Annotated in this window: 24 protein-coding genes and 1 tRNA gene; 11 read left to right on the top strand and 14 right to left on the bottom strand. The window is 60.3% G+C overall.

The window, feature by feature from the left end; genetic code table 11:
* Positions 1-206: 206 nt before the first annotated feature.
* The 3 genes from rplL to RX395_RS01160 all read right to left on the bottom strand — a co-directional run bounded on the left by rplL (position 207) and on the right by RX395_RS01160 (position 2,852).
* Positions 207-584: a 50S ribosomal protein L7/L12 gene (gene rplL / locus RX395_RS01150; protein WP_006235005.1), complete on the bottom strand. Its 378-nt coding sequence runs from the start codon at positions 582-584 to the stop codon at positions 207-209.
* A gap of 102 nt (positions 585-686) precedes the next feature.
* Positions 687-1,208: a 50S ribosomal protein L10 gene (gene rplJ / locus RX395_RS01155; RefSeq protein WP_006235004.1), complete on the bottom strand. Its 522-nt coding sequence runs from the start codon at positions 1,206-1,208 to the stop codon at positions 687-689.
* 507 nt (positions 1,209-1,715) lie between these two features.
* A complete protein-coding gene (locus tag RX395_RS01160; protein ID WP_316364858.1) occupies positions 1,716-2,852 on the bottom strand; it encodes a pyridoxal phosphate-dependent aminotransferase in 1,137 nt (378 codons plus the stop codon).
* 93 nt (positions 2,853-2,945) lie between these two features.
* On the opposite strand from RX395_RS01160, the gene RX395_RS01165 reads away from it, so the two are divergent.
* Complete coding sequence (locus tag RX395_RS01165) at positions 2,946-3,608, top strand: hypothetical protein (protein WP_316364859.1); 663 nt, start codon at positions 2,946-2,948, stop codon at positions 3,606-3,608.
* Between the two features lies 1 nt (position 3,609).
* Here RX395_RS01165 and RX395_RS01170 read toward each other — a convergent pair whose 3' ends face one another.
* The 5 genes from RX395_RS01170 to RX395_RS01190 form a co-directional block, all read right to left on the bottom strand.
* On the bottom strand, positions 3,610-4,173 hold the full coding sequence (locus RX395_RS01170) for a uracil-DNA glycosylase family protein (RefSeq protein ID WP_316364861.1): 564 nt from the start codon (positions 4,171-4,173) through the stop codon (positions 3,610-3,612).
* Between the two features lie 3 nt (positions 4,174-4,176).
* Positions 4,177-5,553, bottom strand: coding sequence for an alpha-amylase family glycosyl hydrolase (locus tag RX395_RS01175; protein ID WP_316364863.1), 1,377 nt, complete (start codon positions 5,551-5,553; stop codon positions 4,177-4,179).
* Positions 5,554-5,707: 154 nt separating this feature from the next.
* On the bottom strand, positions 5,708-6,904 hold the full coding sequence (locus tag RX395_RS01180; protein WP_316364864.1) for an MFS transporter: 1,197 nt from the start codon (positions 6,902-6,904) through the stop codon (positions 5,708-5,710).
* Between the two features lie 120 nt (positions 6,905-7,024).
* Positions 7,025-9,436, bottom strand: a complete 2,412-nt coding sequence (feoB, locus tag RX395_RS01185; protein ID WP_316364866.1) for a ferrous iron transport protein B — start codon at positions 9,434-9,436, stop codon at positions 7,025-7,027.
* Between the two features lie 422 nt (positions 9,437-9,858).
* Positions 9,859-10,758, bottom strand: coding sequence for an alpha/beta hydrolase (locus RX395_RS01190; protein ID WP_316364867.1), 900 nt, complete (start codon positions 10,756-10,758; stop codon positions 9,859-9,861).
* A gap of 243 nt (positions 10,759-11,001) precedes the next feature.
* Here RX395_RS01190 and RX395_RS01195 point away from each other — a divergent pair, with 243 nt between their 5' ends.
* The 10 genes from RX395_RS01195 (at position 11,002) to RX395_RS01240 (ending at position 23,042) form a co-directional block, all read left to right on the top strand.
* Positions 11,002-11,565, top strand: coding sequence for a PTS sugar transporter subunit IIA (locus RX395_RS01195; protein ID WP_040359007.1), 564 nt, complete (start codon positions 11,002-11,004; stop codon positions 11,563-11,565).
* Positions 11,566-11,746: 181 nt separating this feature from the next.
* The gene (gene asnS, locus RX395_RS01200; protein ID WP_022093883.1) at positions 11,747-13,150 is read left to right on the top strand and encodes an asparagine--tRNA ligase; all 1,404 of its coding nucleotides are present in this window, start codon (positions 11,747-11,749) and stop codon (positions 13,148-13,150) included.
* Between the two features lie 258 nt (positions 13,151-13,408).
* Positions 13,409-14,194: a hypothetical protein gene (locus RX395_RS01205; protein WP_117745796.1), complete on the top strand. Its 786-nt coding sequence runs from the start codon at positions 13,409-13,411 to the stop codon at positions 14,192-14,194.
* 160 nt (positions 14,195-14,354) lie between these two features.
* Positions 14,355-15,335 carry an ABC transporter substrate-binding protein gene (locus tag RX395_RS01210; protein WP_195361885.1) on the top strand — a complete coding sequence of 327 codons (981 nt, stop codon included), beginning with the start codon at positions 14,355-14,357 and terminating at the stop codon, positions 15,333-15,335.
* A 203-nt stretch (positions 15,336-15,538) separates the two neighbouring features.
* Positions 15,539-16,462 carry an ABC transporter permease gene (locus RX395_RS01215; RefSeq protein ID WP_006234992.1) on the top strand — a complete coding sequence of 308 codons (924 nt, stop codon included), beginning with the start codon at positions 15,539-15,541 and terminating at the stop codon, positions 16,460-16,462.
* Entirely contained in the window at positions 16,455-17,249 is a 795-nt protein-coding gene (locus tag RX395_RS01220) for an ABC transporter ATP-binding protein (RefSeq protein WP_117817097.1), read from the top strand. The genes RX395_RS01215 and RX395_RS01220 overlap by 8 nt, the downstream gene beginning before the upstream one ends.
* 157 nt (positions 17,250-17,406) lie before the next feature.
* On the top strand, positions 17,407-19,431 hold the full coding sequence (locus RX395_RS01225; RefSeq protein WP_316364877.1) for a bifunctional metallophosphatase/5'-nucleotidase: 2,025 nt from the start codon (positions 17,407-17,409) through the stop codon (positions 19,429-19,431).
* 128 nt (positions 19,432-19,559) lie between these two features.
* Positions 19,560-20,327, top strand: coding sequence for a mechanosensitive ion channel family protein (locus tag RX395_RS01230; RefSeq protein ID WP_055250280.1), 768 nt, complete (start codon positions 19,560-19,562; stop codon positions 20,325-20,327).
* A 91-nt stretch (positions 20,328-20,418) separates the two neighbouring features.
* Positions 20,419-22,335 carry a BMP family ABC transporter substrate-binding protein gene (locus tag RX395_RS01235; RefSeq protein ID WP_316364880.1) on the top strand — a complete coding sequence of 639 codons (1,917 nt, stop codon included), beginning with the start codon at positions 20,419-20,421 and terminating at the stop codon, positions 22,333-22,335.
* Positions 22,332-23,042, top strand: a complete 711-nt coding sequence (locus RX395_RS01240) for a metallophosphoesterase family protein (RefSeq protein WP_316364883.1) — start codon at positions 22,332-22,334, stop codon at positions 23,040-23,042. The genes RX395_RS01235 and RX395_RS01240 overlap by 4 nt, the downstream gene beginning before the upstream one ends.
* Before the next feature lie 125 nt (positions 23,043-23,167).
* On the opposite strand, the gene rplA is transcribed toward RX395_RS01240, so the two are convergent.
* The 6 genes from rplA to rpmG all read right to left on the bottom strand — a co-directional run bounded on the left by rplA (position 23,168) and on the right by rpmG (position 25,735).
* Positions 23,168-23,875: a 50S ribosomal protein L1 gene (gene rplA / locus RX395_RS01245; protein ID WP_022093892.1), complete on the bottom strand. Its 708-nt coding sequence runs from the start codon at positions 23,873-23,875 to the stop codon at positions 23,168-23,170.
* A 117-nt stretch (positions 23,876-23,992) separates the two neighbouring features.
* Positions 23,993-24,421 (bottom strand): 50S ribosomal protein L11, encoded by a 429-nt coding sequence (gene rplK / locus RX395_RS01250; RefSeq protein WP_022093893.1) that lies wholly within the window; start codon positions 24,419-24,421, stop codon positions 23,993-23,995.
* A gap of 120 nt (positions 24,422-24,541) precedes the next feature.
* Entirely contained in the window at positions 24,542-25,078 is a 537-nt protein-coding gene (gene nusG, locus RX395_RS01255; protein ID WP_006234984.1) for a transcription termination/antitermination protein NusG, read from the bottom strand.
* 3 nt (positions 25,079-25,081) lie between these two features.
* Positions 25,082-25,420 carry a preprotein translocase subunit SecE gene (gene secE, locus RX395_RS01260; protein ID WP_055285218.1) on the bottom strand — a complete coding sequence of 113 codons (339 nt, stop codon included), beginning with the start codon at positions 25,418-25,420 and terminating at the stop codon, positions 25,082-25,084.
* A gap of 76 nt (positions 25,421-25,496) precedes the next feature.
* A tRNA-Trp gene (locus RX395_RS01265) sits at positions 25,497-25,572 on the bottom strand.
* Positions 25,573-25,585: 13 nt separating this feature from the next.
* Positions 25,586-25,735 (bottom strand): 50S ribosomal protein L33, encoded by a 150-nt coding sequence (gene rpmG / locus RX395_RS01270; protein WP_022093895.1) that lies wholly within the window; start codon positions 25,733-25,735, stop codon positions 25,586-25,588.
* Positions 25,736-25,776: the final 41 nt, after the last annotated feature.

Consider the following 25,776-nt stretch of genomic DNA (forward strand, 5'->3'; position numbering starts at 1 on the left):
CACCCCTTCGACTCGAATTCTTGACGGCCTGAACAATCGTCAATATCGGTCGGAGGGGTGGCTTTGTAAAGCCGTTTGTCTCCACCCGCGTAGCGGGTGGTTTAAAGCTGGCCGCTGCGCGGCCAGCGGACTAAAGTCTTGAAACAAAAAAGACGGGGCTCGCAATGCGAACCCCGTCTGCAAAGAAATCTGGCGAGAAAGCCTGATTACTTGAGGGTGACAGCAGCGCCAGCAGCCTCGAGCTTCTCCTTGGCAGCCTCGGCGTCCTCCTTCTTGGCACCCTCGAGAACAGCCTTGGGAGCGCCCTCGACGACCTCCTTGGCCTCCTTCAGGCCAAGGTTGGTGAGCTCACGGACGGCCTTGATGACCTGGATCTTGTTGTCGCCGAAGCCCTCGAGCACGACGTCAAACTCGGTCTTCTCCTCGGCCTCAGCAGCGCCAGCAGCAGGAGCGGCGACAACAGCGGCAGGAGCAGCGGCGGAAACGCCGAAGGTGTCCTCGATAGCCTTGACGAGCTCGGAAGCCTCGAGAAGGGTCATTTCCTTAAGAGCATCGATGATCTCATCGGTGGTAAGCTTAGCCATTTCTAAGTCCTTTCGGTTTCCGTGCGGATGCACGGAGATCAGTTAAAACACGGCGCGAATGCGCCAGGGGTGCGGCGTTGCCGCCGCGGGTGAAAACAGCAACTAGGCTGCCTTCTGCTCGGAGACCTGCTGGATCGAACGAGCGAGACCAGAGGAAACGCCGTTGACGCAGACAGCGATGTCGCGAGCGAAACCGGAGATGAGACCGGCGATCTGGCCGAGAAGCTGATCCTTGGTGGGCAGCTCGGCGATAGCCTTAACATCATCAGCGGAAACGGCCTTGCCGTCGGAGATACCGCCCTTGATCTCAAGGACGCCCTTGGACTTAGCGGAGAAGTCCTTAAGGGCCTTAGCGGCCTCGACCGGCTCGGACTCGTAGAACACATAAGCGACGGGGCCGGCGAGGATCTCGTCGAGCTCGGGCTGCTCCTGGTTCTTGAGAGCGATCTTGACCAGGTTGTTCTTGTAGACCTTCATCTCGGCGCCGCACTCGCGAAGCTGATGACGCAGCTCCTGAGCCTGCTTAACCGTCAGACCGTTGTAGTTGACGACGAACAGACCAGCGTTCTCGGCGATACGGGACTCGATCTCTGCAACCTTGTCGATTTTGTACTGCTGGGGCATGAATTACACCTCCTCGAATTCTTTCCGGGCACGGTCCGCCACAAGGACGTGACGGGGGCATGTCCAAAAAGAAAGCCCCCGCGCTGCATGAGCGACGGGGGCGAGAAGACATATCTACTCGACCACCTCGGCTGGCGGGATATCCCATTAAGCTCGCGGGCAAAGCCCGTTTGCGCCGGCTGTCTCTGGCAGCGGATTCGTGCGTGAACCGAGAGTATTATGGCGGGGACCCCGGCGTCGGTCAACGGAAAACCGGGCTGTACACAATTCCACCATCCGGCCGCGCCGCCGAAGGCCAGGCGCAAGGTTTTCGCTCGGTCAAGTCCTGGGCTCGCACGAAGAGCACATTAAGTGCTCTTCGGCTCGTGCGGAATCTACGAAAACCTTGCGCCTGGCCTTCGGCGGCGCGTGCCTGCGTCAACTATGGGGCAGCCCGGTTTTACGTTGGCCGGCACGCCCCACTCATAATGCTTGGGTCGGTGGGCTGATGTGTTGCGTCCCTGAGGACTACAAAGTCGAAATGAAGGTGGACAGGCGGTGGAGGCCTTCGTCCAGGTCTTTGTCGGAGACGCAGTAGCTTAGGCGGATGTGGCCTTCGGTTCCGAAGCAGTCGCCCGGGACTAGGGCTACGTTTGCCTCTTTGATGGCTTTGATGCAGAAGTCTTCGCTGGTTAGGCCGTACTGTTTGATGCTGGGGAAGGTGTAGAAGGCTCCTGCCGGTTCCACTACATCGAGGCCCATGGCGTCTAAGGCTGCGAGCACGCGTTCGCGGCGGGCTCGGTAGACTTCGAGCATGGGGGTGGGGTCGACGGTCAGGGCTCGGGCTGCGGCGTCCATTTCGAAGGAGACGGCGCTCGATACTAAGTATTGGTGAGCCTTTGCGATCTCGGCGATGACGGGGGCTGCGGCTGCGAGCCAACCTAAGCGCCAGCCGGTCATGGCCCAGGGCTTGGAGAAGCTCTCGATGACCACCGTCTGCTCGCGTAGCTCCGGGTGGCGCTGGGCAAATCGCTCGTAGCCATCCACATAGACCAGACGGTTGTATACGTCGTCGCAGACTACGTAGATGCCCGCCTGCTCCGCTACGCGCGCCACGGCGTCGAGCGATGCCGCGTTGAGAATGCAGCCCGTGGGATTGTTGGGCGAGCAGATAACGATGGCCTTGGTCGCCGGGGTCACGCAGGCGCGAAGCGCTTCCTCGTCAATCTGAAATTGCGCGGGCTCCGTATCCAAAAAGACCGTCTTGGCATGGTTGGCCACGACGATGCTCTCGTACAGGCCAAAGGCCGGCGTGGGGATGATGACCTCGTCGCCGGGGTTGAGCATGGCCATAAACGTAGCCGACAGGGCCTCGGTCGCGCCATCGGTCAGGATGACCTCGTCAGCAGAAAACAAAAGGCCCGCGTCGCCCATATATGCGGACAGCGCCTCGCGCAGGGCGGGACGGCCGTTGTTGGGCGGATAGTGTGTGTCGCCGCGGTCCAACGCGACGGTCACCTCGGCGCTAATCACATCGGGCGTGGGGAAATCAGGCTCGCCGAGCGCGAGCGCAATGCATCCCGGATGCTGCGCGGCGAGTGCGTTGATCCGGCGGATGCCGGAGGGCTTGAGCGTGGCAAGCGAAGTATTCATGGGCAGGCGCATGGCGTTCCTTTCGTAAGGGTTGCACTAGGATAGCGCGGCTAGGCGCCGCCAGACGGTGTAACCTAAACGGAAACCAACCGGAAAGGAGGCGACATGGAGACGACCGCACGCGGCGATGTACCAAAAACGCTGCAAACCATTGCGTATATCAGCATTCCCAATAGCTCCGATCTTGAGTTTTTGCTCTGGGACCTGCAGGATGCCATCGCCGCCTATGCTCAGCTTTCCGACACCGTACTCCCCCGCCCGGTCGACTTGAAGGCAAATGACGCCGGCAGCGTTGCCGATGGCATCGTGCTGGCCATTGAAGATGTGGCTGACGATGAGATGTTGACAGCCATCGAGCAGGCACTTGAGCGCTTTGGCGGTACGGGAACGCGCGTCTATGCTGCGATTCGAGCCGCACAAGAGGGCACTGAGCAGGCGCGTGGGACCGCCGTTCGCCTGCACAAGGCATGTGAGCGCCATGACCAATTGTGGTGTGGCGGCGTTGCCATCTGCGCCGGCAGCGGCATTGCGGCGCTTCGTCGCTCTCCGCGCATGGGACTCTTGCGGCGACCGTTTTCTGAGGCCATGGACAAGCTCGTGGGCGCTGTGCGCATGGGCTGCTCCGTCGAGCATGCACAGCGACTTGGCGGAGGCAATGCCGCCAACGTCGACGCCGACGGCATGGTTTGCGCCGAGCCAGCCGTGCCTGCGCCGATCTGGCGAGGCGTTCTGAAACGTCTGGGCGCCCACGCTCAAACAAAAATCTAAATTAAATAACAGCCCAGTCAACGGCTTCGTGCCAACGCTCAACAAGACGCTCCAGACACCATGCTGCATTGGCGGGACTTGTCGAGGGCAGAACGATGGCAGGCAGCCCCGTCCGATCTTGCAAGTAGCGTTTGTAGAGTCGCCCTGCCGTACCGCCGTTACAGACAACGACCTCGATCGACGCGGCATCGGTAATGCGCTCGATATGTGCCGGCACAACGTTGCGGATGCTCGCGTCGCTCGAGCCCTTAATGTCGCAGCTCTCGATTGCATCCCACAGGGCCACGCCGCCGTTCAGCAGCATGGCCCGCTTGGCGGCAATGGAGGCATCGAGCGTCGCGGGCTCACCACTTGCCAAAGGATCGCCCTCGTTGGGCGGCACAGGCATACCGAGGCACGTGGCCATCACACGCCAAAAGCGATTCTGAGGGTTGCCGTAATAAAAGGCATTGGCGCGCGAAAGCACCGAGGGAAACGACCCGAGCACCAAAACGCGCGAGCGCTCGTCAAACACGGGCTCAAACCCATGCTCAATATGTTGATAGCCCTCGTCAGACGTTGCCATGGGCTAGGCTCTCAACAGATAGCGCACCTCGTAGGGTGCAAGATCAAGGGTACCCGTCAGCTCGACCGCGGGCGCATCGTCGGCAAGCAGGTCGACGAAGGAGCCGTTGAGTTCGCCGGCGCCAAAGGTGTAAGGCTCACTCACGGCATTCACCGCCACGAGTACCGTCGCGCCGTCACAGGCGCGCTCGAACAGCAGCTGCTTGTTCTGGATCACCACGTTGCGATAGGCACCGTAGTTGAGAGCACGGGCAGCCGCGTCGTCGGCCGAGCGAAGGTGCGCAAGCTGCGTGATGAACGCCGTCAGCTCGTTGGGCGCAGGCTCATTGAGCGCAGGTCGCAGCGCCCAGTCGCCATCGGGGCCACCCTTTTCGCCGGCAATTCCCCACTCGCTGCCATAGTAGACGCACGGGATGCCCGGCATGCCAAAGAGCATGCCGTAGGCGGGACGCAGACACGACTTGTCGGTGAGGATACTTGCCAGGCGCGGCACATCGTGGTTGTCGACAAACGACAGCAGATGTTTGCCGCGGTAGATGCACCACGGATCGCCGCCAAACTGGCGGTGCAGCGAATGGGCGATCTCGAACATGTTGACCGAGTTAAAGCTGGAGTACAGGCCCTTGTAGCACTCGTAGTTGGTGCAGGAGTCGAGCATCTCGTCGTTGACGATTTGGTTGTAGTCGCCGTGGAGCGTCTCGCCGATCAGCACAAAGTCGGGCTTGAGCTCACGGGTAAAGACGTGCAGGCGGCGCATAAAGTCGCGGTCGAGCATATAGGCAACGTCCAGGCGCAGGCCGTCGACGCCAAAGACCTCGGCCCAGCGGCGCACGGACTCGAGCAGGTAATCGACCACAGCGGGATTTTGCAGGTTGAGCTTCACAAGCTCAAAATGGCCTTCCCAGCCCTCGTACCAAAAGCCATCGCCATAGCAGGAATCGCCGTCAAAGCTAATGTGGAACCAGTCCTTGTACGGCGAGTCCCACTTGCGCTCCTGCACATCGCGGAAGGCCCAAAAACCGCGGCCGACGTGGTTGAAGACGGCATCGAGCACCACGCGGATGCCATGGGCATGCAGCGTGTCGCATACGGCGGCAAAGTCGGCGTCCCCACCCAGGCGACGGTCGATATGGCGCAGGCTGCGTGTATCGTAGCCGTGGCTATCAGATTCGAGCGGTGGGTTGATGAGCACAGCGCCAACGCCGAGTTCCTGCATGTAGGCGGCCCATTGGGCGACCTTCATGATAGGAGCATCGGGGTTGGGCGCGGCGTTGGCAGCCTGGGCGAGCTCATCCTCGGCAACGGGCGCGGCGTTTTCGCGCGGAGCCCCGCAAAAGCCCAGCGGATAGATCTGATAGAACGTCGTCTCGTATGCCCACATAACAGCCTCCCGGTAAGCTCAACACAACGACATCCATTGTATGCCCGCCGCGCATCCCCTCCCCCAAAATAAGTTGCGGTGGAATAGGGACTGTTTGCCGGGTTTATTGGGCCCAGCAGTCCGTATTTCACCGCAACTGATGAGGAGGATGTGGCTAGGCGACGGGCTTTGCGCGGCGTATGGCTGGGAACATCACCGTGATGGCGAGGATGACGCCCACGACGGCAATCGCCCCGCCCGCGAAGCCGATCCAAGCGATACCGGGACCCGAAACCACGGCGCCGCCGATTGCGGTGCCCGTGCCAATACCGAGGTTAAACAGGCCCGAGAAGATCGACATGGCGACGGCCGACGAATCTGCCGGCGTGTGCTTGATGAGCTCGGCCTGAAACGCCACGTTAAAGGCCGTGGCGCAGCAACCCCACAGTGCGCAGACGGCAAGCACTGTCACGAGCGACGATGCGGCCGGCCCCATGAGCAGCAGGGCCACCGGCACGCCGGAGAGCGTGATAGCAAGGAACGGAAAACGGTGCCCGTCGAACAGGCGGCTGAACAGCCAGCTGCCCACCAAGCCGGAACAGCCAAACGCCGTCAGCGTCATGGTGATGGCGCCCGCATCGACGTGCGCGACCTGCGCCAGGAAGGGCTCGATATAGCTGTAGCTTGCGTAATAGCCGGTCGCCATGAAGACCGTGACTGCGTAGAGCGCGATGAGGAGCGGGTTCTTGAGCAGCTCGGGCAGCTGTTTGACGGTAAAGCGCTCACCCGCCGGCATGGCCGGGAACACCGCTGCCTGGTAGACGACCGCGATGGCTGAGAGGCCCCCGACCACGGCAAACGTCATGCGCCAGCCCACGGCCAAGCCAATGGCGCGACCGAGAGGCAGGCCAAAGATCTGCGCGATGGACGAGCCCGTGGCGATCATGCTGATGGCGAGCGCGCCGTGGCGAGTGTCGACCAGGCGCGAGGCCATAATCGAGGCGACTGACCAGAACACGGCATGTGCGCAAGCGACCACCAGGCGCGCGCAGACCAGGATGGGATAGGTCGGCGCCACAGCGGACAGGAACTGACCGAGCGAGAACACGGCCAGCACGCCCAGCAGCATCCGCTTGAACTCAAAGCGCGAGGCGAACACCATGAGCGGCAGCGACAGCAGCATGACGCCCCAGGCATAGACCGAGATCATGATGCCCGCCTGGGCCTCGGTGAGCGAGAACGATGCGGCGATATCAGTCAGAAGGCCGATGGGCATGAACTCCGACGTGTTGAACACGAACGCGCAGCAGGTGAGCCCGATGAGCGGGAGCCACTGCTTGAGCGTGATACCGTCTTGCCTTGTCTGAGTCATATATAACGTCTCCAATCGTTTTGAGCGGAGGCGATTATATAGCAACGGCCCCGCATCCGTCAGTACAGATGCGGGGCCGAAAACAATTCGATACACAGAGGTTGCGCCGTCAATTCATAACTAAGCCAACCCCAGCAATATGCCCGCCGAATGCACGACAAACGCCACGATCCAGGCGACCGTCACCTGAAACGCGAATACAGCCACGGCATAGCGCGCGCCCAACTCGCTCTTGACGGCGCCGATGGACGCCACGCAGGGCGGGTACAGCAGCGTAAAGACCAGGAACACGTAAGCGGTAAACGGCGAAAACATAGTTGACAGCACCGCGGGAGAGGTTGCGCCCAAAAGCACCGTGAGCGTCGAGATGACGCTCTCCTTGGCAATGAGCCCCGTGACGAGCGCCGTCGAGGCGCGCCAGTCGCCAAAGCCGAGCGGGGCCAACACCGGCGCGATGATGCTGCCCAGACCGGCAAGCAGGCTTTGCGACTGGTCGGCGACCACGTTAAAGCGGATGTCGAACGTCTGAAGGAACCAGATGACCACGGTCGCGGCAAAGATAATGGTAAAGGCCTTGGTGATGAAGTCCTTGGCCTTATCCCATGCCAGCATCACCGTCGTCTTGACGCTCGGCAGGCGGTAATTGGGGAGCTCCATGATAAACGGCACCGGGTCGCCCTTAAATGCCGTGCGGTTGAGCACCAAAGCCGCGACGCAGCCGACCACGATACCGATCAGATAGAGCGAGACCATGGCGGGAACCGTCGCCTGCGGGAAAAACGCCCCGCACAGCAAGCCGTAAACCGGCAGCTTGGCTGAGCAGCTCATAAACGGCGTGAGCATGACCGTCATCTTGCGGTCGTGCTCGGATGGGAGCGTACGGGTCGACATGATAGCCGGCACGGTGCAGCCAAAACCGACGAGCATGGGCACGAAACTGCGGCCCGACAGGCCAAAGCGACGCAACACCTTATCCATGACAAAGGCCACGCGCGCCATGTATCCGGAGTCTTCCAGAATGGAGAGGAACAAAAAGAGCACGACGATAATCGGCAGGAAGGTCAGCACACTGCCCACGCCCGTAAGCACGCCGTCGACAGCCAGCGAGCGCACCACGTCGTTGGTACCGAACGCCTTGAGGCCCGCATCGGCCGAGGCGATGATGGCGGCGATACCGTCCTCCATGAGTCCCTGCAACGCCGCGCCGATCACGCCAAACGTCAGCCAAAAGACGAGGCCCATGATCACCAGAAACGCCGGAATGGCTGTGTAACGACCTGTCAGGATGCGGTCAATCTTGACGGAGCGCACGTGCTCGCGGCTCTCGTGCGGCTTGACGACGCAACGCCCGCACACGTCGCCGATAAAGCTAAAACGCATATCGGCCAGCGCAGATAGGCGGTCGGTGCCGGCCTCGCCCTCCATCTGGGTAATGATGTGCTCGATAGCGTCGAGCTCATTGCGATCCAGGTGAAGCGCCTCGGTTACCAGCTCATCGCCCTCGACCAGCTTGGTCGCCGCAAAGCGCACCGGGATGTGCGCCGTCACGGCATGGTCCTCGATCAGGTTAGCAATACCGTGGATGCAGCGATGCAGCGCACCGCCGTCCGGACCGTCGGGCGCGCAAAAGTCCAGGCGACCAGGGCGCTCGCGGAACCGCGCCACGTGCAGCGCGTGGTCCACCAGCTCGCCGATGCCCTCGTTGCGGGCAGCGCTAATGGGGACAACGGGCACGCCCAACAGGCTCTCGAGCAAGTTGACGTCTACGGCGCCGCCGTTGGCGGTCACCTCGTCCATCATGTTGAGCGCGATGACCATAGGACGGTCAAGCTCCATGAGCTGCAGTGTCAGGTACAGGTTGCGCTCGATGTTGGTGGCGTCAATGATGTCGATGATGGCGTCCGGACGCTCGTCGAGGATGAACTGACGGCTCACGACCTCCTCGCCTGTGTACGGCGACAGGGAGTAAATGCCGGGCAGGTCGGTAACGCTCGCCTCAGGATGGTTACGGATGGTGCCATCTTTGCGGTCGACCGTCACGCCGGGAAAGTTACCGACGTGCTGGTTGGAGCCCGTCAGCTGGTTGAATAACGTGGTCTTGCCGCAGTTTTGGTTGCCGGCGAGGGCAAAGTGCAGCGGCGCGCCCTCGGGCACGGCCGTCTTTGCCGCACGGGGCGAATACGTCCCCTCGCCCAGGGCCGGATGCTCCGTCGTGCCGATTGCGGCGTTAGCGCGCGGACCTGTATCGGTGTCGTGAATACCCACGAGCTCGATGCGAGCGGCATCGTCCTTGCGCAGTGTCAACTCGTAGCCACGCAGGCGGATCTCGAGCGGATCGCCCATGGGGGCGTACTTCATCATGGTGACTTCGGTGCCCGGCGTTAGGCCCATGTCCAAAATATGCTGTCGGAGTGCCTGATCGTCCGATGCCACCGATGCGACAACGGCGTCTTTTCCGATCTCGAGCGTATCGAGCTTCACGTCCGTGTTCCTCCCCCGACGCCCACAGGGCGTTGCATTTATGTTCACCATGGCTAACCGTTTGCCATGGCTAACCAATTTTAAACTTACATGATAGCGTGAACACACAACGACGTTCAATCAGCAAATTGGCGCAATGGGGACAGGCAGGAGAGTTCAGGGCCATAGTTTCCCGATGAGGCCTCTCGGGGAAACTACATCCCAGAATTCCGGCTCGAAACGGGATATGGTTTCCCAAACAGGCCTCTTACGGAAAATGCATCCCGGAATCCCCGCTCGAAACGGAACGCGCTTTCCCAGTCGAGGCCCTATGGGAAACTGCGTCCCACCTTGAAAGGCAAAACTGGGGCGCAGTTTCCGGGCGGGGCATCAAAAACGAAGTTGCGGTGGAATAGTTCCTGGATGGGCTGGTTGATGCCCCAGATAGGAACTATTTCACCGCAAGTTATTGAAGGGCTTGGATGCCGGGACTCTTACAGATGGCGCTCGAGGAAGCGGAAGGCCAGGCGGATCCAGGGACGGACGGAAACCTGCTTGTCCTCGTTGTCGACCGCGGTGTTGGCGTTGCCGAGCGAAAGGCCGTGACCACCTTGGTCAAAGACGTGCATCTCGCAAGGGACGCCCTCCTCTGCCATGCGTTGGGCAAACGGGTAGACCTGCGCGATCGGCGCCGTCTTGTCGTCGGACACGCCCCACACAAAGGTCGGTGGCATCTGACGCGAAACATGCGTGGTGGGGCAGATGTCGGCCAGATGCTCGTCAGTTGCCTCGCCGCCCGTCACCATCGACAGGTAGTCGTTGAGCAAATCGCGCCCCGTCTTGCCGCCCGTCTTGGGCACACGCAAGTCAATGCGCGGATCGCGCGTCTGCATGTCGCGCACATAGGCAAAGTCGAGCAATGGATAGCCCAGCACCACGGCATCGGGACGAATGTCGTCCGGACGCGCCCCGGCAAGTGCCGCAAAGGGGCCGGTCTTCCACTGTGTTGCCAGCGAGGCGCAAATCATGCCGCCAGCAGAAAAGCCCACGACGCACACGCGCTTAGGATCGACATGCCACTCGTCGGCGTTGGCGCGCACCGTGGCGACCATCTTGGCAAGATCTGCCTGGGGGTGCGGAAAGCTCACGTCACCCGTAGAACTCGTGACATAGTTGAGCACAAAGGCCTGGTAACCGTGATCCAAAAACGCAAACGCCACAGGATCCTGCTCATGCGGAGCGATATGCGTAAACGCACCTCCGCCACAGATAATCACCGCGGGGCGGCGGCCATTCGGTTTATCGGGCAACGGCTCGGCACCCAAATACGTAAACGTCGCCGGATAATCCTCGGTCGACTCCTCGCCCCACAGCGCATGGTTCTCGACAATCATATGTGCTCCCTTCGCGCAAATTATGCGCCCTTGTTTTTCGCCTTCAAGCGTACCCCACTTGAACCCGTGGCGCAGAAACACTCCGGCAATAAGTTTCCCTTCAACTGATATATCACATAATCCCAGTTCAGAGGTATCGTTGAGCAGCGTAGAATAGGGGCGTTGACCAAGCCGCGAAACACATGTGAAACGTTTCCGGCAAACCAAACGCGCGATATGCGCCTATTTAAGTTGGAGGCAACTATGGGTCTGCTCGATTCGCTTAAGTCCACCTTCACCTCGACCGGCGAGGCGTCCGTTCCGCCCGCAGCAAGCTTCGCCACCCGCGAAGGCGTCATCTATGCCCCCGTCAACGGCGTGCTCGTCAACCTGAACGAGGTTCCCGACGAGACGATCGCCTCGGGCATGCTTGGCCAGGGCTATGGCATCGAGCCCATTACCGGCACCATCTATGCGCCCGCCAACGGCCGCATCGGTGCCACCACTGTCACCAACCACTCCATCGGCATGATCACCGAGGACGGCCTGCGCGTGTTCATCCATGTTGGCCTGGGCACCGTGGAAATGAACGGCAAGGGTTTTGCCCGCTTTGTCGAGATGGGCGATGTGGTCAAGGCAGGCCAGCCGCTCATCAGCTTCGACCGCGAGGCCATTAAGGCCGCTGGTCACGAGGACATCGTGACCGTCATCGTCTCCGAGCTCGATCGTCTTAAGAGCATCGACCATGTCGGCGAGTCTGGAACGCTTATCGGCGGCAACCCGCTCGTCAAGCTTGGCGACCCGCTGCTGGTTGCCAAGACCAAGTAGCCAGGCCCCACGCCACACAGCCAAAAGGCACCTCGTCAAGCGCCCGCGACCATTTGGCCGCGGGCGCTTTTCGTTTGAAAAACCATCCCGCCAATGCTTTATCTGTATAGCTCAAATGAGCCGAGCTGCTAGAATATCGAACTGTATGGATAACTATCATTCAACCGTTATGGGAGGATACGTGAACCGCACCAAAATCGCGCAGCTCTATGCCGATGCCGAGTCGCTCGGCGGCCAGACCGTCACCGTCGCCGGCTGGGTCAAGTCCGTCCGCGACATGAAGAACTTTGGCTTTGTTACGCTCAACGACGGCAGCTGCTTCCGCGACCTGCAGGTCGTCATGAACCGCGAGGCACTCGACAACTACGACGAGATCGCCCATCAAAACGTCTCGGCCGCACTCATTTGCACCGGCACCGTCAAGCTGACCCCCGATGCGCCCCAGCCTTTCGAGCTTTCTGCCACCTCCATCGAGGTCGAGGGCACGAGCGCCCCGGATTACCCGCTGCAGAAGAAGCGCGCAACCGTCGAGTTCCTGCGCACCCAGCAGCACCTGCGCCCGCGCACCAACCTGTTCCGCGCCGTGTTCCGCATCCGCTCTGTCGCGGCTGCCGCCATCCACCGCTTCTTCCAGGAGCAGGGCTTTGTCTACGTCAACACCCCCATCATCACCACGAGTGACTGCGAGGGCGCCGGCGAGATGTTCCGCGTGACCACGCTCGACCCCAAAAATCCGCCCCTCACCGAGTCCGGCGAGGTCGACTGGAGCCAGGACTTCTTTGGCAAGCATGCAAGCCTCACCGTGTCCGGCCAGCTCAATGCCGAGAACTTTGCCATGGCCTTTGGCGACGTGTACACCTTTGGCCCCACCTTCCGTGCCGAGAACTCCAACACCACGCGCCACGCCGCCGAGTTTTGGATGATCGAGCCCGAGATGGCCTTTGCCGACCTTAACGACTACATGGATAACGCCGAGGCCATGCTCAAGTACGTCCTCAAGGACGTTATGGCAACCTGCCCCGACGAGCTCAATATGCTCAACAAGTTTGTGGACAAGGGTCTGCTCGAGCGCCTGGACCATGTCGCCAACTCCGACTTCGCCCGCGTCACCTACACCGAGGCCGTCGAGATCCTGGAGCAGGCAGTCGCTGCTGGCCACCAGTTTGATTACCCCGTCAGCTGGGGCATCGACTTGCAGACCGAGCACGAGCGCTTCCTGACCGAGGAGCACTTTAAGCGCCCGACCTTCGTGACCGACTACCCGGCCGAGATCAAGGCGTTCTACATGCGCATGAACGAAGACGGCAAGACCGTCGCCGCCGCCGACTGCCTGGTGCCGGGCATCGGCGAGATTATCGGCGGCTCCCAGCGCGAGGAGCGCCTGGATCTGCTCGAGGCCCGCATCAAGGACCTGGGCATGAATCCCGAGCAGTACAAGTACTACCTTGACCTGCGCCGCTACGGTTCCTGCAAGCACGCCGGCTACGGTCTGGGCTTCGAGCGCTTGGTCATGTATCTGACCGGCGTGGGCAACATCCGCGACGTCCTGCCGCACCCGCGCACCGTGGGCAACGCCGACTTCTAATCGTCGGACGCTAGCTCGCGTCGCCACACGCCAACGCTCATCGCACAAGCGCCTCTCGACATCGGTCGAGAGGCGCTTTTTTCAACAGCATCCGTCAAGCTTTTGGCAAGGTTTTGGTCAGTTGAGCAGGGCTGTTGAAAACTCGACCCGCCGTTTGCCGACGACTACCGACCGCCCAGAGCGCCCTGCGCCCCTGGGAAAGCCCCGCGTCCTAGGCTCCATACCGTCGCCACCCAAAACGGAAAGGACGTGGGCACCATGACCGAAGCCGCTGTTGAAACCTACGACACCACGACGAGAGGCGCCGCCTCGATGGCAGCCTATCGCGCCGTTCGTATCCTGCAGCTCTTGAGCGAAAACACCGGCGAAGACAAGGCCATGCTTTCCGATGAGCTGATCCGGCGCCTCGCCCATCCTGACGACCCCGCCCGCATGCCCATCTCGGCGGCGCGGCGCAGCATCTACACCGCCATCTCCGCGCTTCGCCATGCCGGATACGAAATTGAGTACAAACGCGGCGTGGGCTACAAACTTCTTACCCGCCCGCTCACCGATGAAGAGATCATCCGGCTCCACGGTATGGTCATGCGCAACCGCTCCACGCCTATCGCTATCCGCAAGAGCATGGCGCAGCACTTAGTTGCCATGGCGAGCGCCGACGTTCGCGGCTACCTCGATACACCCGAACCCGCTCCAAGCGCAGGCAGCAAGGCTACCAAGGCAACACGCACGCCCATCAAGCGCATCGACACGTGCGAGCTCGTCGAGCAGGCCATCGACCACGGAACCACGGTGAGTTTTGATATTTCGAGCGTCACGACACGCGGCGAAACCGAAGCAGCACGGATGACACTCCGTCCCTTTGCCATCAGGCAGCGCGATGGCATCTCGTATCTGCTGGGAACGGTCTACGACGCCCGAGGCACCGACGATACGCTGCGCACCGTCGAGATCGCCCGTATGAGAAACGTCAGCACGCGCCTGCTCGACGGCAAGAAGCTCTTCGCCGCCCTAGACGAGGACGACGCCTCCTCCGCCGCATAAGACCCTCCGCCGCCCATTCGACTACCCGCACCGCCCATCCGATTCTGTATTAAAAAACCCGCCAGGCTGTTGTAAAAATGGACATCAGCGCTACTATAGTTCCACTTGCACTTTGTCCCAGTGCAGTGTTTCCAGCCATTTTTATACTGGGGGTAATGATATGAAGGACATCACCATCAGCCGCAGGAGCCTTCTGGTCTCCGCCGGCCTGCTCGCGCTCGCCCCGCTCGCCGGATGCGGCGGCAACTCTGGTTCCGGCTCCGCTGCCGCCGGTTCCGACTACACCATCGGCGTTCTGCAGCTCACCGAGCACTCCGCGCTCGATGCCGCCAACGACGGCTTCGTCAAGGCCATCAAGAAGAGCGGCCTTAAGGTCAAGATCGACCAGAAGAACGCCCAGAACGACCAGTCCACGTGTAAGTCCATTGCCGACAAGTTTGTGGGCGACAACGTCAACCTGATTTATGCCATCGCCACGCCCGCCGCGCAGGCTGCCGCCGGCGCCACGGCCGATATCCCCATCGTGGGCTGTGCCATCACCGACTACGCCGCCTCCGGCCTGGTCCAGGACAACGACAAGCCGGGCACCAACGTCACGGGCGCTTCCGACCTCACCCCGGTCGCCGAGCAGCTCGAGATGATGCAGAAGGTCCTGCCCGACGTTAAAAAGGTCGGCCTGCTCTACTGCACCGCCGAGTCCAACTCCGACGTCCAGATCAAGGCCGCCAAGAAGGAACTCGACAAGCTGGGCCTGGAGTACACCGATTTCACCGTCTCGAGCTCCAACGAGATTCAGTCCGTCGTCGAGTCTGCCGTGGGCAAGGTCGACGCGCTGTACTCCCCCACCGACAATACCATCGCCGCGGGTGCCTCGCAGGTCGGCCAGATCTGCAAGGAAAACAAGCTTCCCTTCGTGACTGGCGAGGAGGGTATGTGCATGGCCGGCGGCCTGTTCACCCTCTCCATCAACTATGAGGACCTGGGCTACGCCGCGGGCGAGATGGCCGTTAAGATCCTGAAGGGCGAGGCCAAGCCCGAGGATATGCCGATCAAGCACCTCTCGAGCAAGGACCTGGTCGTCGTCAAGAACGACGAAATGGCCGAGGCCCTGGGCATCGACCTTTCCGCCCTGGACGCGTAATGCCATACGCGGCATGCGTCTAGAGCCCGTGCTCGCGCTTTAGCCGCGTTATTCAATATCTGAGCCACAGGGGCGGGCGCTATAGACCGGCGTCCGCCCTGCTTGTTTCAGGTAAAACAAAACGTCTGTCCGTAACTCTTCTATGCATTGTTACCGCTATTATGGTGAATCACGTGTCCACCCTATCCTAGGAGGTATGAAGCATGCTCATTGCATTGCAGGGCGCCGTTTCGCAGGGCGTCCTCTGGGGCATTATGGTGCTTGGCGTGTTTATCACGTTCCGCCTGCTCGACATCCCCGATATGACCTGCGACGGCAGCTTTGCCCTCGGCGGCTGTGTCTGCGCCGTGCTCATCGTCAATAACAACGTCGACCCGCTGCTCGCCGTGCTGGCCGGCATGTGCGCCGGCGCCATCGCGGGCGCCGTCACGGGCATTCTGACCACCGTCTTCGAGATTCCCGCGATCCTCGCCGGAATCCTCACCCAGATCAGCCTGTGGTCCATCAACCTGCGCATCATGGGCAAGTCCAATACGCCCATTCTTGCCAAGGGCACCGTGTTCTCGGCCGTCAGCAATATGACCGGTCTGCCGCAGTCCACCGTTGCCATCATCTTGGGCATACTGCTCGCCGTGGCTATCGTTGCCATCCTGTATTGGTTCTTTGGCACCGAGATCGGCTCGGCGCTGCGCGCCACCGGCAACAACGAGTACATGATCCGCGCTCTGGGCGTCAACACCAACTCCACCAAGATGATCGCCCTCGTGCTCTCCAACGCCCTCATCGGCCTTTCGGGCGCGCTCATCTGCCAGAGCCAAAAGTATGCCGACATTGGTATGGGCACCGGTGCCATCGTTATCGGTCTTGCCGCCATTGTTATCGGTGAGGTGCTCGGCCGTCTGCTGCCCGGCGGCCTCACGCAGTTTAGCGTCCGTCTTGCCTCCGCCGTCTTTGGCTCCGTGGTGTACTTCCTTATCCGCGCCATCGTGCTGCAGTTGGGCATGGACGCCAACGACATGAAGCTGCTCTCCGCCGTAATTGTCGCTGTGGCCCTGTGCGTGCCCGTGGTTTGGGAGCGCTATAAGCTCCGCAGCTCCTACACGAAGGGGGATGAGGCAGATGCTTAAGCTCTCGCACGTCAAGAAGACCTTTAACAAGGGCACCGTCACCGAGAAGCGCGCGCTCACCGGCGTCGACCTCACCCTGAATGACGGCGACTTTGTAACCGTGATCGGCGGCAACGGCGCCGGCAAGTCCACGCTGCTCAACATGATCGCCGGCGTGTACCCGCTCGATTCGGGCGTTATTGAGCTCGACGGCACCGACATCTCGCGCCTGAGCGAGTCGCAGCGTGCCAAGTACCTGGGCCGCGTGTTTCAGGACCCCATGCGCGGTACCGCTGCCGACATGCAGATCGCCGAGAACCTGGCCCTCGCCAAGCGTCGCGGCCAGCGTCGCGGCCTTTCGTGGGGCGTCACCAAGGCCGAGAAAGATGAGTACGTTGAGCTGCTCAAGCGCCTGGACCTTGGTCTGGACACGCGTCTCAACGCCAAGGTCGGCCTGCTCTCGGGCGGCCAGCGCCAGGCACTCACCCTGCTGATGGCCACGCTCACCAGGCCGCGCCTGCTACTGCTCGACGAGCACACCGCGGCCCTCGACCCCAAGACGGCCTCTAAGGTGCTCAACCTGACCGAGGAGATCGTCGACGAGAACCGCCTGACCACGCTCATGGTCACGCACAACATGAACGACGCCATCCGTCTGGGCAACCGTCTGATCATGATGCACGAAGGCCACGTGATCTACGACGTGGCGGGCGATGAGAAGAAGTCGCTCACCGTAGCCGACCTGCTGCAGAAGTTCGAGGAGGTCTCGGGCGGCGAGCTCGCCAACGACCGCATGCTGCTAAGCTAAACCTACCAAAAAGGGACAGGTTTATTTTGGCAGGTTTTATCTGCGCAAACGTCAAAACCGCCGCAAAGGGACAGACGTCCTTGCGGCGGTTTTCGCATATTATGTCGATAATCCGATATTCAACCAGACATTCTGGCTAAGGACTAAGGAAACTGCCATGAAAAGACTCCCCCGCTTTGCGTTAGCCGCCGCGTTGTTTGCCGGCACGCTCGCAGGCATCCCAAGCCTCGCTTTCGCGGGGAACCTGCCCGCCGCTATTGACGGCTCCGTGGCCGTCATGCACACCAACGACATCCACGGCAGCTACAAGTACAGCTACAACGCAAGCAAGGGCACCGGCACTGTGGGCTTTGATGGGCTGGCGGTTCTCTATAGCGCCCAAAACAGCGCCCCCGATCTTTTGCTCGATGCGGGCGACACCTTCCACGGGCAGTCCTTCGCCACCATGAGCGAGGGCAAGAGCATCGCCGAGCTCATGGACACCTTCTATGTAGACGGCTACGACGCGACCACGCCGGGCAACCACGACTGGAGCTACGGCGCGGACAAGCTCCGCACCATGACCGGCTACAGCACCGCCGGCACGCCCTTCGCCATGCTCTGCGCGAACGCGAAGTCTACGAGCGGCGTATGGAGCTCGAGCATCACGAAAACGCTCGATCGCACCTGGGAGGATAGCGAGGATCACTCCACATTCGACTACAAAATCAAGGTCGGCGTCGTGGGTGCCATGGATGAGTCGCTGGGATCCTCGCTGCGCGCGGACCTGGTCGCGGGCACGTCGTTCTCGAGTGCCACGAACGCCATCAATACCGAGGCAGAGCAGCTGCGCAAGGAGGGCTGCGATGTTGTTGTGTGTATCGCGCACACGCTCGACGCAAAGACCTTTGCCACGCGGCTCCGTGGCGTCGATGCCCTTATCGCAGGCCACGAGCACATCAACCTTAACGAGAAGGTGACGGGAGCCGACGGCAAGACGATCCACGTTGTCGAGGCAGGCAGCGCCTTTGCCGAGGTGGGGCTGCTTTCCATTCCGTACAAGTACGACACCAATGGCACCGAGACGACCGACGATGACACGGTCACGGTCCCTGCAGACGGCAGCGACGAGAAGCTCTACACCGTCAAGAACGTCAACGACCTTTTGGCAGACCCCGACAAGGGCTCCGACTACCAAAGCTGCCTTGAAGCCGTCCGCAACAAGATCAAGCCGCTCGACGAGGCCTTTGAAAACGAATCGAACAAGGTGCTCGGCACATCCACCACCAACTATTTCTACGGCGAGGACGCCGCAGGCACGCATGGTTGGGAAATGGTGCGCACCACCGATTTCCGCCCCAGCAAGGAGGACGACACCACCAAAGCCCAGACCATCGGCCACGTGATTTGCGGCTCCTATCTTGCCTTGACGGGCGCAGACCTCGCTATCGAAAACGCTGGCGGCATCCGCGGCGGCATCGCGGCGGGCAACGTGACCGCCGGCAACGTCATCGCCATCTCGCCCTACGGCAACACCGTGGAGACCTGGACCATGACCGGCGCGGACTTCCTCGCAGCGCTCGAGCACTCGCTACAAATTAGCGACGATTGCAACGACAGCTACGAGCTTCAGCAGGCTTATGTGACGGCCGGTCACACCGAGCAGGAGGCGCAAGACAAGTACAAGTGGCGCGATGACTCTGGCAGCGTTCTCTCCTTTGGCGGCATCAACGTGACGATTGATTGGACGCAGCCCGAAGGCAAGCGCATTGTGAGTGCCACACTCACCAAAGACGGCAGCACGCTCGATCCCACCAAGACCTATACCGTCGCCACCAACAACTACATCATCACCAACACGACCGACTTCCCCACCTTCGCAAACGCCACCAAGTACACCGAGTGGGGCACGTGCGAGGCGGCGCTGAGGGCGCTGATTGGGCAGAACGGCTGGGAGAGCAAGATGGCCGGGCTCGCCGGCACCATCAGCTTTGGCTCCACTGCCGTGGACCCCACGCCCACACCGGCCCCGACGCCTAAGCCCTCGCCTAAGACGGACACGGCGACCACGAAGGTCATCACCAAGAAGACGACCGGTAAGCTCGCCGCAACGGGAGACCGCACGCTGGCAGTAGTTGGCGCGTGCCTTATCGGCGGCATCATCGTCATCATGCTCGGCATTATCTGGAAGCGTCGACGCTAAGCTACACCGCCGGGCCTTGCAGCCCCACCGCGTAAACTTTATATCGAGCACAGAAGCCCGTCCGAATTTGATCGGACGGGCTTCTTGGTGGGTATCATGGTTGGACGATCATTAGGAGGTTTCCCTACATGGAATTGTTTGAGCCGATTCTTCATTTCTTTGAGCAACGGTGGGTCCACAACATCATCTGGGCCGTCATCTTGGCGATAGGCACCGCCGTCGCCGCCAAGGTCGTATCCAAGACCCTGAACCATCTGCTTAACCGAGACGATAACCCGCTACCGGCATCGAGTATCTTCATCAACATCGCGCGCGCCGTCATCTGGATGATCGGCGGCAGCTTTATCCTCGACAACTGTTTTGGCATTAATGCAAACGCCCTCGTCGCCGCTCTTGGCGTCGGCGGCATCGCCATCTCCCTGGGTTTCCAGGACACGCTCTCAAACCTTATCGGCGGCATGCAAGTGACCTTTATGGGCATCATCAAGCCCGGCGACAATATCGAGGTCGGCGGTGTGTCGGGCGTGGTCCAAGACATCACTTGGCGCCATACAACGATTGAGGATGCCTGTGGACAGACCATCATTGTGCCCAACTCCAACATCTCCAAGAACACGCTCGTGCATTTGATGCCCTTTGGACGCGTGGCCGTGCCCGTTGCCGTAAAGGACACGTCTAAGTGGGCTTCCCTTGACGCGCTGGCAGACGAGCTCACGAGCGCAACCAAAACGGCCGTCTCGCCCATCTCGGGCTTTGACAAAGAGCCCTACGTGCTCTTTAGCGAAATCGGCGACTTTGGCATCAAGGGAAAGATCATCTTTATCGTCAGCGACGACAGCACCACCTTCACGGCAGCCGACGCCTGCATCCGCGCCATCGCCCCTATCATCGCCTAACCCGCCAAAAAGGGACAGGCACCTTTGTGGTGGTTTTCATTCGTGGTACCATGGTTTATATAGTTGTTTAAACGACTAAGGGAGCAACATCATGGAAGAGGCCTATCGTCAAGCACGCAAGCGCGGCGAGCAAGGACGCCGACGCGCCATTAGCCAAAGCGAGCATCCATACCTTACGGACCTCGACAGCTTGGTTGCTCAGCTCCCCTTAGGTCAGCGAGAGAATGTCGGCCTGCGGGATATTCCGCTCGAAATGGTCGTCGGCACGGTCACCAAAGGCCGTCAGTCCGCCTTTTCGTGTAACTTTATGCCCCTGCTTCCGTTTAGCACCGAGTTCGCCCGCAAGTGGTCCAACCTCTACGACATCCAGGTAACCGAGGGCTATCGCGACCCCATCATCGTCACCGAGTTCATGCATCGGTTCTATGTCCAGGAAGGCAACAAACGCGTCAGTGTCCTCAAATTCCTAGACGCCCCGACGGTTTCGGCCAAGGTCACCCGTCTCTACCCCGGCACATGGGATTCCGTCGAAAGCCGCCTGTACGGCGAGTTCTGCGCGTTTTGGCGCGTCTGCCCCCTATACGAGATCGAGTTCTCGCGTGAGGGAAGCTACGAAACGCTCGCCAAGATGCTCGGTCAGAACCTTATCGAAAAATGGACGCAGAAAAAGGTCGACTACCTGCGCCACACTTTCCTGCTCTTTAAGCGTGCCTACCTTCGCGCAGGCGGCGATCACCTGGACATTACGCCCGCCGACGCCATGCTCGTCTACCTCAATGTGTACAACCAGGACCGCCTGCTGGATACGGCGACGGATATCGTCGTAAACCGCCTGTGCAAGATCTGGCGCGAGCTGGTCATTGCCGGCAAAAATGACGAGGACAAGGTCAATCTTGTCGAAGCACCGAGCGTCGACGAGGAGGAGACGCCCGCCAAGTCCACCTCTGGCGTGCTCAACTTCTTTATGGGCAAGACCGTCTACTCGACGGCCAACCCCCTGCGCATCGCCTTTATCCATGAGTTCCCCTGTGCGACGTCGAGCTGGGACAGCCTGCACGACCAAGGGCGTCAGTATCTCGATGAGCACTTTGGCGGTATCGTGCGCACCGAGGCGTTCGAGGACTGTCACGATCCGGATGTGTTCTACGCCGCCGTGGAAACGGCTGTCAAACATGGAGCAAACGTCATCTTCTCGACCTCGCACCGCCTGATGGAATACACGCTCAGGGCTGCCGTTGAGTATCCCCAGGTTCGGTTCCTCAACTGCTCTATCGGCCTTCCCCATCAAATCGTCCGTTCGTACTTTGGCAAGATGTACGAGGCCAAGTTTCTGCTGGGCGCCCTTGCGGCCAGCATGGCGGACAACCACCGCATCGGTTACCACGCGTCGGTCTTCGCCTCGGGCGCACTCAGCGAGATCAACGCCTTTGCGATTGGCGCCTCGCTGCTCGACCCGCGCGCGCAGGTCATCCTCACCTGGGGCGATGTTCCCGCCGGTGGTCTTGCCGAAGCCATGTGCCGCGAAGGCGTAAGCGTCATGACCGGCGCTGACATGTCAAAGTCGCTCGAAGACCCAACGGCCTACGGGCTTCACCGCTTGGTCGACGGCAAAGTCACCGGCATCGCCATGCCCGTATGGAACTGGGGCCGTTACTACGAGCTCATCGTTCGCAGCCTTCTTCACGGCACGTGGGACGAGACCAGCGACGACAACCAAGTGCGCGCCGTCAACTACTGGTACGGCATGAGCTCCGGCGTTATCGACATTCGCTACGCTCCGGGCCTGCCTTATCAGACGCGCAAGCTTGTTCAGCTCCTCCGCAATGGCATTGTTGAGGGATCCATCAACCCCTTTGGCGGCGAGCTCCACAGCCAGAACGGCGTGGTACAGATCGAAGGCTTCCCTCCGCTGCCGAGCACGCAGATTGTCGAGATAAATTGGCTGGCGGACAACGTGGTAGGCACCATTCCGCAGCTCGACGATGAGCCGAAAGTCCCTGCCCTATGAAAATCCTTGCCATAGCCGATACCGAAGAACGATGCCTTTGGGAGTGCTTTCGCAAGGAACGCTTTGAGGGAGTCGACCTGATTTTGTCCGCCGGCGATCTGGACCCGGACTATCTTGAGTTTTTGGTTACGGTCATCAACAAACCGCTCATCTACGTGCGCGGCAATCACGATGACCGCTACGCACGTCATGCACCGGGCGGATGTATCTGCGTGGAAGACAGCGTGTACACGTACCGAGGGATTCGCATTGCGGGCCTTGGCGGGTCCATGCGTTATCGCGACGGCGCCAACATGTACACCGAACGCGAGATGTCCAAGCGCATGCGTAAGCTGTCGCGTAAGGTTAGGATGGTCGGCGGGTGCGACATTCTGCTTACCCATGCACCCGCCGCCGGTATGGGTGATCTGGACGATCTACCGCATCGAGGATTCGAGTGCTTTAACACAGCACTCGAATCCTGGAATCCCGACTACATGGTGCACGGGCATGTGCACAAAAGCTACGGTTGCGATTTTCAGCGCGAACGGCAGCATGCGTGTGGAACGACGATCATCAACGCCTGCGGCTATACGCAGTTTGAGCTCGACCAGACGCGCTACCCCATCCGCGGCTGGCAAGCAGCTTGGCTCAACTCGCAAACCATGCGCCGCGAGCTCAAACGCCACGATGCCATCGAGTCCTCAACTGCCAGAACCCCCTGGTAACCACCACAAAGAGGACACTGTCCCCTTTGAGGTGGTTTTGACGCGATAGCAAGAAACCCGGTCCTGCACGGGGCAGAACCGGGTTTCTTTAGCAATGCTTGCTTTGCTCAGGCAGTAACTGTTAGTTACTCAGCCAGGAAGTCACGCTGGACAGCGGGATCGACCTTGACGCCAGGACCCATGGTGGAAGACACGGAGATGGACTTGACGTACTTGCCCTTAGCAGAAGAGGGCTTGACGCGCAGAATCTCGGTGTACAGGGCAGCGTAGTTCTCGACGAGCTGCTGCTCAGAGAAGGACTTCTTGCCCAGGGGCACGTGGCAGATGCCGTAGCGGTCGGCACGATACTCAACGCGGCCAGCCTTGAGCTCGGAGACCATCTTGGCGACGTCCATGGTCACGGTGCCGAGCTTGGGGTTCGGCATGAGGCCACGGGGACCAAGGATCTTACCGATACGACCAACCTTGGCCATCATGTTCGGCGTAGCGATAGCGGCGTCGAAGTTGATCTCGCCCTTCTGAATCTGGGCGACGAGCTCGTCGGAACCGATGATGTCGGCGCCGGCAGCCTCAGCCTCGCGGGCCTTCTCGCCCTCGGCGAAGACGGCAACACGAACGGTCTTGCCGGTGCCGTGGGGCAGGGAGATGGAACCACGGATGTTCTGGTCAGCCTTACGAGTATCGATGCCCAGACGGAAGTGGGCCTCGACGGTCTCGTCGAACTTGGCGGTGTCGAGCTCCTTGATGAGCTTGGCAGCCTGAAGGGGGGTGTAGAGCGTGGCGCGGTCGATCTTCTCGGCAGCGGCGTTATAGCTCTTACCATGCTTAGCCATGTGCATTACCTCCTGTGGTTAAACGGGCGTGAGCCCTCCCACATCGTATCGTGTGCCCTATTGCACACATTTAACGGGCGCCCCGGTCGGAGCACCCGTCGTTACCATAAGAAATCGCTACTCAGCGATGGTGACGCCCATGGAACGGGCGGTACCGGCGATGATCTTCTTGGCGGCGTCAATGTCGTTGGCATTGAGGTCCGGCATCTTGATCTCGGCGATCTTGGTGAGCTGCTCCTGGGAGAGCTGACCAACCTTGTCGGCCTGGGGCTTAGCGGAACCAGACTTGAGGTTCAGCTCCTTCTTGATGAGGTGAGCCGCCGGCGGGGTCTTGGTGATGAAGGAGAAGGACTTATCCTCGTAGACAGAGATCTCAACGGGGATGATGTCGCCCTTCTTGTCCTGCGTCTCGGCGTTAAAGGCCTGGCAGAACTGCATGATGTTCACGCCAGCAGCGCCCAGGGCGGGGCCGACGGGAGGAGCGGGGTTAGCTGCACCAGCAGGAATCTGGAGCTTAATGACGTTGGCAACCTTCTTCTCAGCCATGGTCATTCCTTTCGAATCACGAGTGTGAAGTACTTGCTATATCGTAAGCACGCACGTGTTAGAAGCACTCCTGAGATGAGCAGTCACAGAAGAAGCACGCTCGCGCGAACGGACGAAAACTTAAGCGATGACAGCGACCTGGTTAAAGTCGAGCTCGACCGGCGTCTCGCGGCCAAAGATCATCAGCGTGACCTTGAGCTTGCCAGCCTCGGTGTTAACCTCGGAGACCTTGCCATCAAAGTCGGTAAGCGGGCCATCGGTGACGCGGACGGACGTGCCGACCTGAATATCAACCGAGGTGCGCTTGGGCGAATCGCCCTTACCGGGACGACGAGTCATCTTATTGTACTCGTCGCGGGAAAGCGGAGCGGGCTTGCCGTTGCCGCCTAGGAAACCGGTGACGCCAGGCGTGTTACGAACACACGTCCAAGCATCGTCATCCATCTCCATGCGGACCAGGACATAACCCGGGAAAATCTTGGAATCCTTGGTCTCGCGCTTGCCACCCTCTTTAATCTCGGTGACGCGCTCCATAGGAATCTCGATATCAAAGATACGGTCCTGCATGCCCATGGTCTCGATGCGATGCTCGAGATCGGACTTAACGCGGTTCTCGTATCCAGAGTAAGTGTGAACGACGTACCAACGCTTAGACATGGTTTAGCCCCTCAATCCAGAGAACAGAGCAAGAGCCTCGCCAAAGCCAGCATCGAGCAGAGCGATGACGACGCCGACGACGACCAGAGAAGCGCAGACGACGACCGAGTAGTTCACGAGCTCCTTCTTATCGGGCCACGTGACACGCTTCATCTCGGACTTGACCGAAGCGAAATACTTCTTGGTGCGGGCGAAGAAACCAGGCTTCTCGTTCTTCTTGGACTTCGCAGCCTTCTCGTTCTTCTTGGCAACGGCCTTCTTGGCCTCAACCTTGGAGTTGGCGGCAGCTTTGTTGGCAGGTGCCGGCTGCTGAGCCTTCTTCTTGTTCTTCTTGTTGGCCATTTGGGTTACCTCCGCGCGATGCGCTTATACATGAGTAAACCGTAAGCCCCCAAGTGGGAGCTTACGGAATAATGACTGGCACGCCAGGAAGGACTCGAACCCTCAACACTCGGTTTTGGAGACCGATGCTCTACCAATTGAACTACTGGCGTATGTGACTAGAGACTAGCGAGTCTCTTTGTGCAGCGTGTGGTGACGGCACCAGGGGCAATACTTCTTGATCTCCATACGATCAGGCATGGTCGACTTGTTCTTGGTGGTCGTATAGTTGCGGCGCTTGCACTCAGTGCACGCAAGAGTAACTAGAGTACGCATGTATCCTGAACCTTTCATTTCCGCCCCGTACGGGCACGAGT

The organism is Collinsella aerofaciens (genome assembly GCF_032584215.1).
GTDB lineage: Bacteria > Actinomycetota > Coriobacteriia > Coriobacteriales > Coriobacteriaceae > Collinsella.

What these genes read in the sequence shown, in the direction of transcription:
- RX395_RS01160 (WP_316364858.1), bottom strand. Translation starts at nt 2,852, where the DNA reads ATGCGCCTGCCCATGAATACTTCGCTTGCCACGCTCAAGCCCTCCGGC.
- RX395_RS01190 (WP_316364867.1), bottom strand. Translation starts at nt 10,758, where the DNA reads ATGATTGTCGAGAACCATGCGCTGTGGGGCGAGGAGTCGACCGAGGAT.
- RX395_RS01180 (WP_316364864.1), bottom strand. Translation starts at nt 6,904, where the DNA reads ATGACTCAGACAAGGCAAGACGGTATCACGCTCAAGCAGTGGCTCCCG.
- RX395_RS01220 (WP_117817097.1), top strand. Translation starts at nt 16,455, where the DNA reads ATGCTTAAGCTCTCGCACGTCAAGAAGACCTTTAACAAGGGCACCGTC.
- rplL (WP_006235005.1), bottom strand. Translation starts at nt 584, where the DNA reads ATGGCTAAGCTTACCACCGATGAGATCATCGATGCTCTTAAGGAAATG.
- RX395_RS01230 (WP_055250280.1), top strand. Translation starts at nt 19,560, where the DNA reads ATGGAATTGTTTGAGCCGATTCTTCATTTCTTTGAGCAACGGTGGGTC.
- RX395_RS01210 (WP_195361885.1), top strand. Translation starts at nt 14,355, where the DNA reads ATGAAGGACATCACCATCAGCCGCAGGAGCCTTCTGGTCTCCGCCGGC.
- RX395_RS01165 (WP_316364859.1), top strand. Translation starts at nt 2,946, where the DNA reads ATGGAGACGACCGCACGCGGCGATGTACCAAAAACGCTGCAAACCATT.
- nusG (WP_006234984.1), bottom strand. Translation starts at nt 25,078, where the DNA reads ATGTCTAAGCGTTGGTACGTCGTTCACACTTACTCTGGATACGAGAAC.
- RX395_RS01170 (WP_316364861.1), bottom strand. Translation starts at nt 4,173, where the DNA reads ATGGCAACGTCTGACGAGGGCTATCAACATATTGAGCATGGGTTTGAG.
- secE (WP_055285218.1), bottom strand. Translation starts at nt 25,420, where the DNA reads ATGGCCAACAAGAAGAACAAGAAGAAGGCTCAGCAGCCGGCACCTGCC.
- rplK (WP_022093893.1), bottom strand. Translation starts at nt 24,421, where the DNA reads ATGGCTGAGAAGAAGGTTGCCAACGTCATTAAGCTCCAGATTCCTGCT.
- rplJ (WP_006235004.1), bottom strand. Translation starts at nt 1,208, where the DNA reads ATGCCCCAGCAGTACAAAATCGACAAGGTTGCAGAGATCGAGTCCCGT.
- RX395_RS01195 (WP_040359007.1), top strand. Translation starts at nt 11,002, where the DNA reads ATGGGTCTGCTCGATTCGCTTAAGTCCACCTTCACCTCGACCGGCGAG.
- rplA (WP_022093892.1), bottom strand. Translation starts at nt 23,875, where the DNA reads ATGGCTAAGCATGGTAAGAGCTATAACGCCGCTGCCGAGAAGATCGAC.
- RX395_RS01240 (WP_316364883.1), top strand. Translation starts at nt 22,332, where the DNA reads ATGAAAATCCTTGCCATAGCCGATACCGAAGAACGATGCCTTTGGGAG.
- RX395_RS01235 (WP_316364880.1), top strand. Translation starts at nt 20,419, where the DNA reads ATGGAAGAGGCCTATCGTCAAGCACGCAAGCGCGGCGAGCAAGGACGC.
- RX395_RS01215 (WP_006234992.1), top strand. Translation starts at nt 15,539, where the DNA reads ATGCTCATTGCATTGCAGGGCGCCGTTTCGCAGGGCGTCCTCTGGGGC.
- feoB (WP_316364866.1), bottom strand. Translation starts at nt 9,436, where the DNA reads ATGGTGAACATAAATGCAACGCCCTGTGGGCGTCGGGGGAGGAACACG.
- RX395_RS01175 (WP_316364863.1), bottom strand. Translation starts at nt 5,553, where the DNA reads ATGTGGGCATACGAGACGACGTTCTATCAGATCTATCCGCTGGGCTTT.
- RX395_RS01225 (WP_316364877.1), top strand. Translation starts at nt 17,407, where the DNA reads ATGAAAAGACTCCCCCGCTTTGCGTTAGCCGCCGCGTTGTTTGCCGGC.
- rpmG (WP_022093895.1), bottom strand. Translation starts at nt 25,735, where the DNA reads ATGCGTACTCTAGTTACTCTTGCGTGCACTGAGTGCAAGCGCCGCAAC.
- RX395_RS01205 (WP_117745796.1), top strand. Translation starts at nt 13,409, where the DNA reads ATGACCGAAGCCGCTGTTGAAACCTACGACACCACGACGAGAGGCGCC.